Annotated in this window: 13 protein-coding genes; 7 read left to right on the plus strand and 6 right to left on the minus strand. The window is 63.4% G+C overall.

What is annotated here, in order from left to right; genetic code table 11:
* Positions 1–5: 5 nt before the first annotated feature.
* Positions 6–1514 (minus strand): hypothetical protein, encoded by a 1509-nt coding sequence (locus CLV78_RS07365; protein ID WP_106204140.1) that lies wholly within the window; start codon positions 1512–1514, stop codon positions 6–8.
* Between the two features lie 267 nt (positions 1515–1781).
* Between CLV78_RS07365 and CLV78_RS07370 the strand changes: the two genes are divergently transcribed.
* The 6 genes from CLV78_RS07370 (at position 1782) to CLV78_RS07395 (ending at position 8037) form a co-directional block, all read left to right on the plus strand.
* Positions 1782–2456, plus strand: a complete 675-nt coding sequence (locus CLV78_RS07370) for an orotate phosphoribosyltransferase (protein WP_106204141.1) — start codon at positions 1782–1784, stop codon at positions 2454–2456.
* Between the two features lie 200 nt (positions 2457–2656).
* A complete protein-coding gene (locus CLV78_RS07375; RefSeq protein ID WP_106204142.1) occupies positions 2657–4180 on the plus strand; it encodes a replicative DNA helicase in 1524 nt (507 codons plus the stop codon).
* A 216-nt stretch (positions 4181–4396) separates the two neighbouring features.
* Positions 4397–5449 carry an alanine racemase gene (gene alr, locus CLV78_RS07380; RefSeq protein ID WP_106204143.1) on the plus strand — a complete coding sequence of 351 codons (1053 nt, stop codon included), beginning with the start codon at positions 4397–4399 and terminating at the stop codon, positions 5447–5449.
* Positions 5446–6237, plus strand: a complete 792-nt coding sequence (locus tag CLV78_RS07385; protein ID WP_106204144.1) for an MlaE family ABC transporter permease — start codon at positions 5446–5448, stop codon at positions 6235–6237. The genes alr and CLV78_RS07385 overlap by 4 nt, the downstream gene beginning before the upstream one ends.
* Positions 6234–6980, plus strand: coding sequence for an ABC transporter ATP-binding protein (locus tag CLV78_RS07390; RefSeq protein ID WP_106204145.1), 747 nt, complete (start codon positions 6234–6236; stop codon positions 6978–6980). Before CLV78_RS07385 ends, CLV78_RS07390 begins: the two co-directional genes overlap by 4 nt.
* A gap of 232 nt (positions 6981–7212) precedes the next feature.
* A complete protein-coding gene (locus CLV78_RS07395; RefSeq protein ID WP_211300959.1) occupies positions 7213–8037 on the plus strand; it encodes a DNA repair protein in 825 nt (274 codons plus the stop codon).
* Here the strand turns inward: CLV78_RS07395 and CLV78_RS07400 are convergent.
* Complete coding sequence (locus tag CLV78_RS07400; RefSeq protein ID WP_106204146.1) at positions 8027–9577, minus strand: LysM peptidoglycan-binding domain-containing protein; 1551 nt, start codon at positions 9575–9577, stop codon at positions 8027–8029. The two genes, CLV78_RS07395 and CLV78_RS07400, sit on opposite strands and share 11 nt — an antisense overlap.
* Positions 9578–9681: 104 nt before the next feature.
* Between CLV78_RS07400 and CLV78_RS07405 the strand changes: the two genes are divergently transcribed.
* Positions 9682–10248 (plus strand): LOG family protein, encoded by a 567-nt coding sequence (locus CLV78_RS07405; RefSeq protein ID WP_106204147.1) that lies wholly within the window; start codon positions 9682–9684, stop codon positions 10246–10248.
* Here CLV78_RS07405 and rarD read toward each other — a convergent pair.
* From rarD to CLV78_RS07425, 4 genes are all read right to left on the minus strand, one after another.
* Positions 10179–11090: an EamA family transporter RarD gene (gene rarD, locus CLV78_RS07410; RefSeq protein ID WP_106204148.1), complete on the minus strand. Its 912-nt coding sequence runs from the start codon at positions 11088–11090 to the stop codon at positions 10179–10181. The two genes, CLV78_RS07405 and rarD, sit on opposite strands and share 70 nt — an antisense overlap.
* Before the next feature lie 196 nt (positions 11091–11286).
* Positions 11287–11886, minus strand: coding sequence for a superoxide dismutase (locus CLV78_RS07415; protein ID WP_106204149.1), 600 nt, complete (start codon positions 11884–11886; stop codon positions 11287–11289).
* A gap of 92 nt (positions 11887–11978) precedes the next feature.
* Positions 11979–13352 carry a GSCFA domain-containing protein gene (locus CLV78_RS07420; protein ID WP_106204150.1) on the minus strand — a complete coding sequence of 458 codons (1374 nt, stop codon included), beginning with the start codon at positions 13350–13352 and terminating at the stop codon, positions 11979–11981.
* A gap of 20 nt (positions 13353–13372) precedes the next feature.
* Complete coding sequence (locus CLV78_RS07425; protein WP_106204151.1) at positions 13373–14554, minus strand: hypothetical protein; 1182 nt, start codon at positions 14552–14554, stop codon at positions 13373–13375.
* Positions 14555–14728 lie beyond the last annotated feature (174 nt).

Consider the following 14728-nt stretch of genomic DNA (forward strand, 5'->3'; position numbering starts at 1 on the left):
CCTCGTCAATCCGGCAGGCGTTCAAACTCCCAGACGTATTCCGGCTCATCGAGCACATATTCCTGCCGGACCTTGTTCTTGGAGACACCCAGCCCAAGGGAGGAGTGACGGTTGATCATCACGACCGTGTTGGCCTCAATGGTCACGCGCTCCTCCGTCAAGGGCAGGTGCCACTGGTTCTGGTAGTTCTTGTCCCAGCTTCCACCGTCCGGACCAACCTCCGCGAACCGGTCCAGCCTTCGCGATTCATTGACGTCGCCCCGGATACGCAACTGTAGCGTCGGGTCGACATCCAGCGACAGGACATAGTACCCGCCCTGCCGTGAGAGTTGCCAACGGGCGAGTTTTGCGTCCCGCTTTTCGGCCAGCACAACCTCTGCGCCGGAAGCGGCCTCCTTCGCCTTCAGGTACTTGCCCGTCGCCACATGGCGGACCACGAACTCACCATCCGGAAGTGGATCGTGATACCAGTTGTCCAGCGCCAGCCGGGTGCTAGCCCGTATCGGCATGATGTTCTTGAACGTTTTCTTGTTGCCGCCGTGGTAGGCCTTGTCCCGGGTTTTGAGGATAAGGTCAGTACCGGCCTCGGACCGATCGGCAATGCCCCACATCTGGTAGAGTGCGATCCCCGACGGGATCTCCGGCAGGTAGGAACACTGCCAACACCCCCCCTCGGTCGGGCCACGGTGGATCACCGGGTTGCGGTGATATTCCTCCCACATCTGGCCATTGCCCAGATCCTTCCTGGCAATCCGAAACAGCCCCTGTGCCTCCGGCCAATCGGGATGCCGGATATGTCCCGTTGCCGGACCCAGGAAATAGACATGGTCCCCGTCCAAGAAAGTCCGCCCCGTCGTCGTCGTCCAACTGTTCCAGTCACCTGTCTCGTCCGAGACATCCACGATGAGCTTGTTGTTGCTCATCCAGCCGGTCATTGCGGCAGGATCCTTGGTCCAACGCAGGGCCTTGCCATTCCGGAACGACTTGTCGTCATCGTGCGCGGACTTGCGATTGATGACGATCCACCAGCGATTCCGGGCGTAGAATGCTCCGGCCGGCTTGCGCGCGAAATCCTTGTCCTTGAACTTGATCTCCCCCTTGTAGTCGAGGGACGTGCCATCGAACGTGTGCAGGACGAGCTTGTCGCGGGCTTTTTCTGCTGCCGATTCATCCTGCACCACTTGAGTGAACAGGTAGATCAACCCGTCGGGACCGGTCGCTGCACACTGATCACTATAGTGCCAGTCATTGCCGAGGTGATCCTGCGCCATGCCGAGGCCCTCGGTCGGCCACTCGAAGTTCTCCGGGCGGAAATCGTCAGCGGGACAGGTCATGATCCCAAGTTCACCCTGCTCAAACGTCTTGCTGCCCTTCTTTTGCTGACCCTTGAAGAAGGTGTAGACAACGCCATCGAGCTCCGCTGAGGCGCTGTGCAATGCACCAATCCGATCGAAACTGTTGCGGTCACTTCCACCACTGCGCGCGGCTGCATCGGTATATCTGAGGAAATCCATCGCGCCTTGTACCTCTCAATGAAGCGGAACCTAAAACGTCGCGACGACTGTACCAACGTCGCCCGGTCGGTGGTCAAGCCTCTTGCAAGCCGACACAGACCACCACCGGTTTCGCGGCGGACTGCCACGGCCCTCTGGCTGTGGGGATTCGTCTGGCATTCTCCCCCGCGCTCAAGTAACTCCGCCGAAGGCACGAAAACGACGGTCGCAACGCGGGAGTATCCGCCGCACCGAGCATTTAGACTCCAGCACACGAGGAAGGCGCAGATGATCCCGACGACCCATCCCGACGACGCAACCATGGCTCGGATCTCTGCGGGAATGCTGCTGGAGATCGGCGCGGTGCATTTCAACGCCCGGGAGCCCTTCACCCTCGCCTCGGGCTTGCCGTCTCCCACCTATATCGACTGCCGGAAGCTCATTTCCTACCCGCGGATTCGGTCGACGTTGATGGATTTTCTGACCGCCAAGGTGATGCGCGACGCAGGCTTCGAAGCCTTCACCAATATCGCTGGCGGCGAAACCGCCGGGATTCCCTTTGCGGCGCTTGTCGCGGAGCGCATGGGTCTGCCGATGACCTATGTCCGCAAGAAACCCAAGGGTTACGGACGCAACGCCCGGATCGAAGGCGTGATGGGAGAGCGGGACCGGGTGCTTCTGGTCGAGGATCTGACGACCGATGGCGGCTCGAAACTGAGCTTCGTGGACGCGATCCGGGAAACCGGGGCGTCCTGCGGCCACACTGCCGTGATCTTCTACTACGGCATTTTCCCCGAGACGGAAAAGACACTTGGCGACCACGGCGTCGCGCTGCACAGCCTGTGCACCTGGCACGATGTGCTGGCAGTGGCACGCGAGCGCGCGGCCTTCGACACCGAAACGCTGGCGGAAGTGGAGTCCTTCCTGTCCGACCCGCGCGCCTGGCAGGCCGCAAGGGGCTAGGCAGCCGAGGGTCCGGCGGATTCCCGCCGACAGGCGCGGGCCACGCCCTCCGGACCACTACATTTCGCTGAAGACTGCACAAACACCCCCAGATCGGGTAGCATGCGGACACTCACAGTTTGTCCACAAGGTTATACATTTTGACCGGGCACCGCGGAATTGCGTAAGACATCTGGAAACAAACAACGGGCAGTGCGGCGATGAACGAATTGACGACGGTTGGGGATACCGTCCCGGAACTGGCAGCTCAGGCGGAAACGGGCAGTGCAAAAACGGAGCTCATCGCTCCACACAACATCGAGGCCGAGCAGCAGCTGCTGGGCGCGATCCTGACAAACAACGATGTGTTCGACAGGGTCGCGTCCGTTATCACCGAGGAGCATTTCTATGACCCGGTGCATGCCAAGATCTACGAGGTCGCCAAGGCCCGGATCGCCAAGAACCTGCAAGCCACGCCGGTCACGCTGAAAGCGTTTCTGGAGGATCATCCGGGCCTCAAGGAGCTCGGTGGTCCGGCCTATCTTGCCAAGCTCGCCGGCGGCGCCATCGCGAGCTTTGCCGCCGGGGACTACGCGCAGATCATCTACGACCTTGCCATTCGGCGGGAGTTGATGGCCCTCGGGCGGGACATCTCGGCCAAAGCGGCAGATGTCGATGTCGCCTCCGAACCCAAGGAACAGATCGTCGAGGCGGAGCAGAAGCTCTACAAGCTGGGCGAGGCCGGCAAGGCCGACAGCGGGTTCCAGAGCTTCCTGCGCGCTGTCACCGATGCCGTTCAGGTGGCCCATGCCGCCTACCAGCGTGACGGCGGACTGGCAGGGATTTCCTCCGGCCTGACGGATCTCGACAAGAAGCTCGGCGGACTGCACCCGTCGGACCTGCTGATCCTCGCCGGGCGCCCCTCGATGGGCAAGACCTCGCTGGCGTGCAACATCGCCTTCAACATTGCCAAGGCCTACAAGCGCGGTGTGAAGCCGGACGGCACCGAAGGCGCGGTGAACGGCGGTTCCGTGGGGTTCTACTCGCTCGAAATGTCGGCCGAACAGCTTGCCTCGCGGATCCTGTCCGAGGCGTCCCGAATTCCCAGCCACAAGATCCGGCGCGGTGACATGACGGAGGAGGAGTTCCGCCGTTTCGTGGCCGCCGCGAAGGACCTCGAATCCTGCCCGCTCTTCATCGATGACACCCCCGCCCTGCCAATCTCGCAACTTGCGGCGCGGGCACGGCGGCTGAAGCGGACGCACGGTCTCGATGCGCTCTTCGTGGACTACCTCCAGCTGGTGCGCCCGGCGACGGCCAAGGACAGCAGGGTGAACGAGGTTTCCGAGATCACGCAGGGTCTCAAGGCCATCGCCAAGGAGCTGAACATCCCGGTGATTGCCCTGTCGCAGCTTTCCCGTCAGGTCGAATCCCGCGACGACAAACGACCCCAGCTTTCCGATCTGCGGGAATCCGGGTCGATCGAGCAGGACGCCGACGTGGTGATGTTTGTCTATCGAGGCGAATACTACAAGGAACGGGAGAAACCCGCCGACCATGACCTCGACGCGATGGCGACCTGGCAGGAGGAGATGGCGGCGCTGCACGGCAAGGCCGACGTGATCATCGGCAAGCAGCGGCACGGCCCCATCGGCGACGTTGCGCTGGCCTTCGAAGGCGAGTTCACCAAGTTCAGCGACCTTGTGCAGCCCTGGCAGCAGGGCGAAGACGGCGCGTATTCGTAGCTGAGACCCGGCACGGGTCCGGGACGTGCCCTAGGGTGCCCTGCCAGACCACACCCAGCGGAGCAACACCCGCCCGGGCACAGAGCGACGCGTCGCGCATGCGACGAGCCGCGCGCGAGGGTGGCCTGCCGCCCGAGGGCGCGGCTTCCCCACCCGGCCCCGCCCTTTCGTCCCTTTCTGCTTGACCTCCACCACGGGGATGGCAGAACCGGCGTCATGGCGACAGGAACACTTACGATCGATCTCGATGCGATTGCTGCCAACTGGCGCGCGCTGAACTCCAGGTCCGGCGCGGCGACAGAGACTGGCGCCGTGGTGAAAGCCGATGGCTACGGGCTTGGCGCGGCACGCGTATCCCGGGCGCTCGCGCGGGCCGGAGCGCGGCGATTCTTCGTCGCCGTCCCCGAAGAGGGCGCCGCTGTACGCGAGGCGCTCGGGCGCGGGCCGGAGATCTATGTCTTTGGCGGGCACATGCCCGGCGATACCGACATGATCCATGACCTGGACCTGATACCGCTCCTCAACTCCATCGATCAGTTGACCCGCCATTTCGAGGCCCTTCCCGGCGCGTCGTTCGGCGTGCAACTCGACAGCGGCATGAACCGCCTCGGGCTCGAACCCAGCGAGTGGAACGCTGTCGCCGAGCTTGCGCTGTCCCAGGGACCGAAGCTCCTGATGAGCCACCTCGCCAGTGCCGATGAGCCCGACAGCCCCCAGAACGCGGACCAACTCCGCCAGTTCCGGCAGATGACCGATGGCACGGACGTGCCGCGCTCGCTCGGCGCCACGGGCGGCATCCTGCTCGGACCGGATTACCACTTCGACCTGACACGGCCCGGGATCGGCCTCTACGGCGGGCTGCCCTTCGCCGAGGCACAGCAGGTCGCCACATTGTCGCTCCCCGTGATGCAGACGCGCCTCGTCACCCCGGGAGAGAGCGTCGGCTACAACGCCACCTGGACCGCCGAGACCGAGACACTGGTGGCCACCGTTGCCGGCGGCTATGCAGACGGATTGCTTCGTGCGATGTCGGGCAAGGCATTCGCCTATTCCGATGGGGTCGCCTGCCCGATCATCGGGCGCGTCTCCATGGATCTGATCACGGTCGACATCTCTGCGCTGCCACAGCCTCCCGCAAGCCTCGACTTCCTCTGCGCCGAACAGGGAATCGACGATCTCGCCACCGCGGCCGGCACGATCGGCTACGAGATCCTGACCGCCCTCGGCGAACGCCACACGCGACACAGCATCGGCGGAACCCTGCAATGAGCACGGCCATCCTGACCCGCCCGCTGGCCGCAATCGGTCGACCGGTCCTCGCCGGTCTCGCATCTGTCGGGCGTATGGCGCTCTTCACGATCACAGTGATAAGCCATATCTTCCGGCCTCCCTGGTACCCACGCGAATTCGCCCATGCGGTCATGACAATCGGCTGGTATTCCCTGCCCGTCGTTGGCCTGACCGCGCTGTTCACCGGCGGTGCGTTGGCGCTCCAGATCTACGACGGATCCTCCCGCTTCTCCGCCGAAGCCGCAGTGCCCTCCATCGTTGCCATCGGCATGGCGCGGGAGCTTGGTCCGGTCCTTGGTGGCCTCATGGTTGCCGCGCGCGTGGCCTCTTCCATCGCCGCCGAAATTGGCACGATGAAAGTGACAGAACAGATTGATGCCCTTGTCACGCTGTCGACCAACCCGATCAAGTACCTCGCGGTGCCACGGGTGCTGGCGGCGACACTCACCGTGCCGGTGCTGGTTGCCGTGGGCGACGCCATCGGCATCATGGGTGGGTGGATCGTCGGCGTGAACCGGCTCGATTTCAACTCTGCCGCCTACCTCAAGAACACCATCGATTTCCTTGAAGTGGCCGACGTGGCCTCCGGTGTGGCTAAGGGGGCGGTCTTCGGCTTCCTCGTGGCACTCATGGGGTGCTACTACGGCATGACCTCGGGCCGTGGTGCCCAGGGGGTCGGACGGGCCACGAAACTCGCTGTCGTTGCAGCCTCCGTGCTGATCCTCGGCTCCAACTACCTCCTGACAGAATTGTTCTTCTCCGCATGATCCGGCTCGACAATGTCCACAAGGCCTTCGGCGACAAACGTGTTCTACGCGGCGTGACCCTGACGGTGCCCAAGGGCGAGTCCATGGTGATCATTGGCGGATCGGGAACCGGAAAGTCCGTCACACTGAAGTGCATCCTGGGGCTGGCAAAGCCGGATTCCGGCACAATTACGCTCGACGGCGTGAATGTCGAGGAGGGCGACCACGACGCGTTTCTCGCCCGTTTCGGGATGCTGTTTCAGGGCGCGGCGCTGTTCGACAGTCTCACTGTCTGGCAGAACGTCGCCTTCCGCCTGTTGCGCGGGCGCCTCAAGCGTTCGAAGGAGGAGGCCCGCGACATCGCCATCGAGAAACTGCGCCGGGTCGGGCTGACACCGGAAACAGCCGACCTGTTCCCGGCCGAGCTTTCCGGCGGCATGCAGAAGCGCGTGGGCCTTGCCCGCGCCATCGCAGCCGACCCCGAAGTGATCTTTTTCGACGAACCGACCACCGGGCTCGACCCGATCATGGCTGGCGTGATCAACGACCTGATTCGCGAAATCGTGGTCGAAATGGGTGCCACGGCGATGACAATCACCCACGACATGACTTCGGTCCGCGCGATTGCCGACGATGTCGCCATGCTGCACGACGGCGTCATCAAGTGGTCGGGAACGGTCGCCGAGATGGACAGCTGCGACGATCCATTTGTCCAACAATTCATACACGGAAGCGCGGAAGGACCGATCGAAGCCGTCCGCTGATCCGCGCGTCTGCGTCGACCGCCTGCCCTGCGTTCCGACCCGCCCGGCCTGACGCAGATGTTTCAGAACTGAAATCTTGGGCCGCGAATTTGTTTTGATACGAACCCGTGGCTGTGCCACCATTTCCGAGGTGGATTAGAAAACCCATTTCAAAAAATGGGGGCGCCGGTTTGCTGGACCGTGAATGCGCCCCACGTCTTGAGGCAGGATTGTAGCCAAAAGGGGTGGCAATATGACTCATTCTCAAACGCCCGGAAGCGGGCACCTGACCGCATTTGCTCAGACCATTTCACTTGCCCTGATCGTGATGTTTGCCAGCATGATGGCCGGCCTCACCATGCTTTCCGCAGCCGGCATGATGCCGTGGCTGCAAGTATCCGCCGGATTCGGCAACGCGCCCAGCCCCTACGCCGGCATGGCCGTGCAGATCACCCTGACACTGTTCGCGATCGCCCTGTGTTTCTTCGTGCCCACCAACCGGCGCGTGCGGCAGCTGGAAGACAGCCACCGTGAGTTCCACATCACCATGGACGACGTCGAGCGTGCCTATGCGGCGGCACATGCGCAGGATCGTTCGGGCGCCTTCAAGCTGTCCTCGGAGTTCGATTCCGTGCGCGAGCGGCTCCTGTTCCTGCGCGATCACCCCGACCTTCGGTCGCTTGAACCCGATGTGCTGGAAGTTGCGGCACAGATGAGCGCGACATCCCGGGATCTCGCGAAGATCTACTCGGACGAGAAGATCGAGCGGGCGCGCACCTTCCTGCGTCAACGTCAGGAGGAAGCCGAAGCCTTCGACGAGCGGCTCACAATGGTTCACCACACCCTCGACGAGATCAAACGCTGGGACCAGCAATTGAATGTCGAGGAAGCCGTGCGCCAGAAGCAACTGGATACGCTGGAGAAAGACCTGTTCGAGATGCTGCCGATGCTAGGCTACGAGGTCGGCGTCGAGAAGATCGATCCTAGGGTCCTGGAAGCCCAGGTGGCGACTTCGAAACCGAATGTGGTGCCGATTGCACCAAAAGTCGGTTCCTCGTCCGGCAACACTACTCCGTAGCGGTATCCCCATCGCCGTCAGGCAATTCAAACACCTGGCCAGGGTAGATCAGGTCCGGGTCGCGGATCTGGGTTCGGTTGGCCTCGAAGATCTGCACGTAGTCCAATCCGTCCCCGTAGCGGTCGGAGGCAATGCCCCAGAGGGTATAGCCGGGCTGCACGGTGATGACAGAGGCCGCCACGCCCGATGGGCCGTCGACCTCGGGCACAAGGCGCGCCAGATCCGACGGATCCTCGCGCTTGAATGGGGTTTCGAACCGCGCCACCACCACGCCAGCCGCGTCCACTTGATCGACGCGAAGGGTATAGATGCCCGGTTTGACGGGAGGCAGCCGCATTCGCCAGCTGCCATCGGCAGCGACCTTTGCCGTCTGAACAGGCTTGTTGTTGAGGTAGACCCGGACCCGGTCGGCCGTTGGCGCGGCACCGGCCGCGCGACCAGACAGTGTCACCGATCCATCATCGGAATAGCTGATCACGTCGATCACCACCCGGTCGCTCAGCCGCTCACGAACGACGCTCGCAGGTTGCAGCAACTCGACCTCTCCCTTGCGGGCGAGGAGGACCGTTGGCGCGGCGGGCATGTCGCCGGAAGCACGGGCGACCCGCTCCGGGCTGCCGGTATTGGTCGGCACTTCCGCAACGATGCCCACGTCGCTCTCCGGACGATCCGCGTCGCGGTCCGGCGTCTCATTGGCCAGCGCCGTATCCAAGGATTCTTTCCGGTCCGTGGCGATCTCCCCAACCATCGCAACGGGCGGTGCGTCGCTGTCCGCAATTTCCTGCACAGCAGCTTCTTCCCGGACAGGCGCATCGCCCGAAGACGCGGCTTCTGCACTGCCATCAGCCAGTTCCGTGTCCGGGGTGTCAGGTTGCGTGTCGGGAGCCGGGTCAGTTTTGGTAGCGGTTTCGGCCACAACTGGCGCGTTCTGATGCGGCGCGAGGATCACGCTGTCCTCCGAGCGCACTTCTTCGCCGCCCGGCCCATAGGCCACAAGTTCGAGAACCTGCGCCGCCTCCGACACGGGCATGTCGAACAGGGCAACGAAGGCGCCGCTGCCATCTGCCGCCGCGCGCGACACCTCGGCACCATCGAGCACCAAAGAAACGTCGAACCCTATCGGCGCAGTCCCGGCCACAAGCGCGGCTCCGTCGGCGGCGACACGAACAATGTCGAAGCCGGGCGGGGGCGGTCCGAGCGCCGCGTCTTCGCCGCTGTTTTGCTGATCGGATGTGTCAGAGGTCTCCGCCGCGGCAGAAGTGTCCGGCGCATCGGGAACGGTTGCAGCGTCGGCAACCTCCCCATCCGCAGGAGCAGGTGCGGGAGACGATGGCGGGACCTCTTCAGTCTCGGCCACGGGATCGGGCCGAGCGTCGGTTCCAGAGAGTTCGGCGGAGGCATCCGCGACGGGGATCTGTGGCGTTGGGGCCGGACTGTCGCCATCCGGGCGCGTGAACCAGAAGACAAGCCCTCCGATCACGGCAACTGCTGCAAGCGCAGCAATACCGCCCGATCCGCCGAGCGTTCCCTTCTCCGACATCCTTTTCATCCCCAGTGGCCCACACAAGTCCCTGCGCGGGTTGAGCGACAATAGCAAGGTCGCTAACAAGGGTCAAAAGCACGTGTCCCCAAGGTTTTGCATCAATGTCACAGCCCTTTTCCGTTTGCGTCTATTGCGGCTCCCGCGATGGCGCCGATCCCGCCTATGCCGCAGCCGCAGAAACTCTGGGCACGGCGATCTCAGAGGAAGGCTGGCGCCTAGTCTATGGCGCCGGCGATATCGGGCTGATGGGGCGCGTGGCCCGCAGCGCCCAGGTCGGCGGGGCCGAGACCTTCGGCGTGATCCCCGCCCATCTCTTCGACCGGGAGGTCGGCAAGCGGGACCTCACCACGTTCGTCGTGACCGAGACCATGCATGAGCGCAAAAAGGTGATGTTCATGAATGCCGACGCGATCGTGGTGATGCCGGGCGGCGCCGGATCGCTGGACGAGTTTTTCGAAACACTGACCTGGGCGCAGCTCGGCCTCCATTCCAAACCCTTGTTCCTGCTGGATACCGCAGGCTACTGGAAATCGCTGAACGCCCTGATGCGCCACGTCGTGGACGAGGGGTTCGCAGAGGCGAGCCTGCTAGACTTCGTTCAAACCGTTCCGGATGTCCCGACGCTGGTGGATGCCCTGCGTATTGCACGCTCCTCCAGCACCGCCTGACCAGAGTAGAGCGCCAGGGCAGCCCATATCAAGCCAAAGGCAGTGGCGTGCCATTGCGTGAACGGCTCCCCGAACACGACGGCCGCGCAAAGAAATTGTAGCGTCGGGTTGATGTATTGCATCAGCCCGATCGTGCTCATGCGGACGCGACGGGTCGCGAAGGAGAACAGGATCAGCGGACCGGCTGTCAACGGTCCGGAAGCGGCCAGCAGCAGGTGCGTGCGAATGTCGTCGGCATCTGCCCCCAGGCCGGATCCGAACCAGAGCCAGATCAGCCAGCCGATGGCCAGCGGCGCGAGCAACAGCACTTCGCCGGTGACGGAAATCACCGCGCCGGCCGCGATTCGTTTCTTGATGAGGCCATAGAGCCCGAAGGTGACCGCGAGCGACAGCGCAACCAGCGGCACCAGGTGCAACCCGAGCGTCAGCGCCAGGACCCCTGCCCCGGCAAGGCCCACGGCCAGCCACTTCAACGGCGCCAGCCGTTCGCGAAAGAACACGGCCCCCAGGAGCACGGCGACGAGCGGGAAGATGTAGTAGCCGAGGCTCGCCTCCATTGCCCGACCGACCTGGATCGACCAGATGTAGAGGCCCCAGTTGATCGAGATAAGCAGCGCCGCAGCCCCCACAAGCAAATGATTGTGAAACAGGAACCCGCTGAGTTCCCGCAACCGCCGTTGCACCGCAAGAACCAGCCCGAAGAACACGAGCGACCACAGCGTCCGGTAGGACAGCACTTCCAGCGGCTGAACATGGGCCAGCTGCTTGTAGAAAAGGGGAGACAAGCCCCAGATCGCACAGGCCAGAACCATCGCCGCCATGCCGCGTCGCGTATCGTTCATGGGATTTCCTTTCCGGTCCGCTGGATCATGGTTTGTGGCCGGACACCAGGGATCGTGGTGGTCCTTTGCGGCCGGATCAACCCGTCGCCCGCGGCGACAGCTATGCCCCGGGGACGAGAGGCTGGGACAGGACCCGAAAACGAAAACGCCCCGTGGAGAAACCCACGGGGCGTCAAACTGTTGGCGATCGCCGGTCTTACATACGGGAGGCGACGTTCTCCCAGTTGACCAGCTTGTCGAGGAAGTTGCTCAGGTAGACCGGACGCTTGTTGCGGAAGTCGATGTAGTAGGAATGCTCCCACACGTCGCAGCCGAGCAAGGCGGTCTGACCAAAGCACAGCGGGTTCACGCCGTTCTCGGTCTTGGTCACTTTCAACGAGCCGTCGGTGTCCTTCACCAGCCAGGCCCAGCCGGATCCGAACTGGCCAGCGCCAGCGGCGGAGAACTGCGACTTGAACTCATCGACAGAGCCGAAAGCCTCCACGAGAGCCTTTTCCAGTTCGCCGGGCATGGCGTTGTCGCCCGGGCCCATCATTTCCCAGAACTGGTTGTGGTTCCAGAGCTGGGAGATGTTGTTGAAGATCCCGTTCTGCGCGACGGCGTCCTTGTCATAGGTGCCGACGATGATCTCCTCCAGCGTCTTGCCTTCCCACTCGGTGCCGGCGATCAGCTTGTTGCCGTTGTCGACATAGGCCTTGTGGTGCAGGTCGTGGTGGTACTCCAGCGTCTCCTTGCTCATGCCGTTGGCAGCAAGCGCATCGTGGGCATAGGGAAGATCGGGAAGTTCGAAAGCCATCGTGTCATCCTCAAATGTGCAGCGTTTCTCCTGCAAGGGTTCTGATGCGTGACTGGTGGTTCGTCAAGCGATATGCGGCGGGCCGCCGCAGCTCAGGCCTCGCCGCCATGGCGGGTGCGGAAGTCGCCGCGGTCGGGAAACCGGCGGGCATGTTCGGCCATGAGCAAGCGGCGCTGTTCCGGGCGCCGCAATCGCCGGCACCAGGAAATCCGGCGTTCAAGCGGCGCGGGATGCTGCGGGGCCAGCGTGTCCGCCTGCCCCATCAATTCGAACGCTTCCTCCAGACGGCCAACGCCACTCAGGGCGGAGGCCCGCATCTGGATCAACTTCGCATTGCCGCTCACGAAGTCGGGATGCTGATCCAGCAGCGCCAGCGCATCGGCGAATTCCTTGAGCTGCAACAGGAGCCGCGCAGCGCCGGAGAGTTCCTCGGCGCTCATCTCTCCCCCTTGATCGTCTTCCCCGGGCTCCTGCATCGGAGCACCGCCCTCCACATAGCTGTCGAGCACTGTGTCCATGATACGCTTCACCAGTCCCGGTGAGACATGGCGATAGTCCCCTCGCGACCAGGCGGCGTTCGGATTGCTCAGCACGACGAATTCATAGGAGGGGAAGTAGTCGACGCCCTCGGACTCTGCCAGGAAGGCGTCGATGGCCGCGCGCTGGACGGATTTCGAATAGGCATTGGCCACCAGCACGTCCATGTCGCGCAGGGTGGAGAGCAGCGGCACCGGAGAGACCGTGAGCAACATCCGCAACGGGGTCGCCCGATGCCGGGTCAGCACGGCGTAGAGGTCTCTGAGGCCGCCAAGCACGTCCTCGTAGCTCAGCACCCGGAACTCGAAGCGGTCCGGGTATGCCTTGCAGAGCGGCAGCGGCGGGGCCACGTTCAGGTAGATATCAAGCTCCGTGTCGAACCAGCATTCCACGTACCCCAGCGTGACGATGACCACGTCGGCAGTTGCGGCGCGGGCCATCACGTCGAGGTAGCGATGGCGGAAAGCAAGGATCTCCTCGAGCGAGAAATCAAGTTTGGCCGAACCGAGTTGGAGGTCGCAATAGCGGGCCTTTCCCTTCGACAACGGGTAGAGAATGCGCTCCCCGGGGAAGCTCTCCCTCTCCAACGCCCATGTGAGTTCGTTGGTGACGGAGTGTACCGAGTACTTGTTGAAGAAGTTGGCCGCAAAGCCGAGGCTTTCGCCCACGTCGCCAAGATCGAAGTCCCGACTGACGACGTTCACGTCGGCCCCGATCAACGCGGTCTCCACGTTGCGTGCGAAGCAGGAGCCGATGGTGAACACGCTGTCGCGAGGCGACATGGAGAAGCTCGGACGGCAGGCAGGGGTTGCCTGCGGGTAGAGCCGATCCCCGTCCTTTTCGGGCGAAGGATACCGGCGCAAGGGGTTGCCGGAAGCCCTGCGAAACGCGTCGAGGGCCGATAGCCGTTCCAGGTTGGTCTCTGTCATTGCCCCATACCTTGCGCCTGTCAGCCCATCGCGGGAAGGCGCGCCAGCGTGCGTTCCAGCTGCTGCCCCCGATCGGGCCAGAGTTCACTGGCCAGCTCGGTGATCATCCGAGCCTGTCCGAAGGACCCCATTGCGATCAGCTTGTTGATGAGCTTCCAGCAGAAGGTGAAGTTCTCCGTCTGCCCGGTGGCGATTTCCAAAACCTCGGCAACGCAACCGTCGTGGCCCAGTTTCTCGTATTCCGCGACCAGCGCGTTCCAGTAGCGCTGGTTTCTCGGGTGGGCGACAACGAGCCGCTCGATCCCCTGCAGACCTTCGTCAATCTTGCCGAGACTGACCCGGGCAGAGGCAAGTGCGATGTCCAGCTCCGGCTGGTTTCCATGGTCTTCGATTGCCGCACTCGCAATGTCGAATGCCCATTCCGGGTGTCCTCGCTTGGTGCAGGCGAGCGACAGGCGGGCGAGGTGGGCGGGCCATGCCCGGCGGGCACGGCGCAGCAACCGCGCCACCTCCAGCCGGTCAGCGGCGAAAACAGCCAGCGCGATGGGCGCCAGCCCGTCGGCGGCGACCAGCGCAGCACCTGTCCAATGGCCGCAATGGTCCATCGACACGGTGAATTGCCCATCGGTGGCCGGTATCATGGTCGCCTGCGCAGTATCGAACACGTCCCCGGGGTCCCACGCCACAATCACATGCCGCGTCAGGTGGCGCGGCTTGATCGCCATTTCGGCGTGTAGTTCGGGGTCATGGTGGCGGCCGAACATCCCGCTCCCCGCCCCCGCGTTCGAAGGCGAAATATCGCTCTGCGGCGACAGTGCCAAGGTTGTGGCACAACCGGCGGCCCCACCGTAGCGCAACGCGCCGTAGCCCCCCATGGAAACCCCGAACGCCAATGCATCGGAGCCGACGCGGGCAGCGAGGAGCGCGCAGACCTCCTGCATTTCACGCGATGGATACCAGTGCGGCGCCTTCGGGACGATTTCATAGACATGGTACTCCCCCGGGCGGATCATGCCGCTGCGAAACGCCTCTGCCGCGCCGGGGCTCCGCTCGCTGTCAAAGTACACGATACTGCGCGCGCCCGAGGGATCTGCCGCGGGTGTGTGAATCACCTGGACAAACGCGCCGTCATGCAGAAGGCCGGTCGGTCCTTCCGCGTCGGAATTGTCCTGCTGGTCGGGAAGCACGTCTGGAGAGAGCATCCTTGAACTCGTTTTTCTTGCGTCGGCAGGCAGCATCCCGAGAGAATGCGCCAATTTCATGACCATTGTGCAGTCGGCCCGGACAACCAGACCCGTGTCGTGGCCTCGTGTCCGGGCGCGGTCTGCGTCTACAAATCTCTTGCGTTTTTGGCGTCAATTGCCTTTCTGCGCGGA

Origin of the sequence: Aliiruegeria haliotis (assembly GCF_003003255.1) — a bacterium.
Taxonomy (GTDB): domain Bacteria; phylum Pseudomonadota; class Alphaproteobacteria; order Rhodobacterales; family Rhodobacteraceae; genus Tropicimonas; species Tropicimonas haliotis.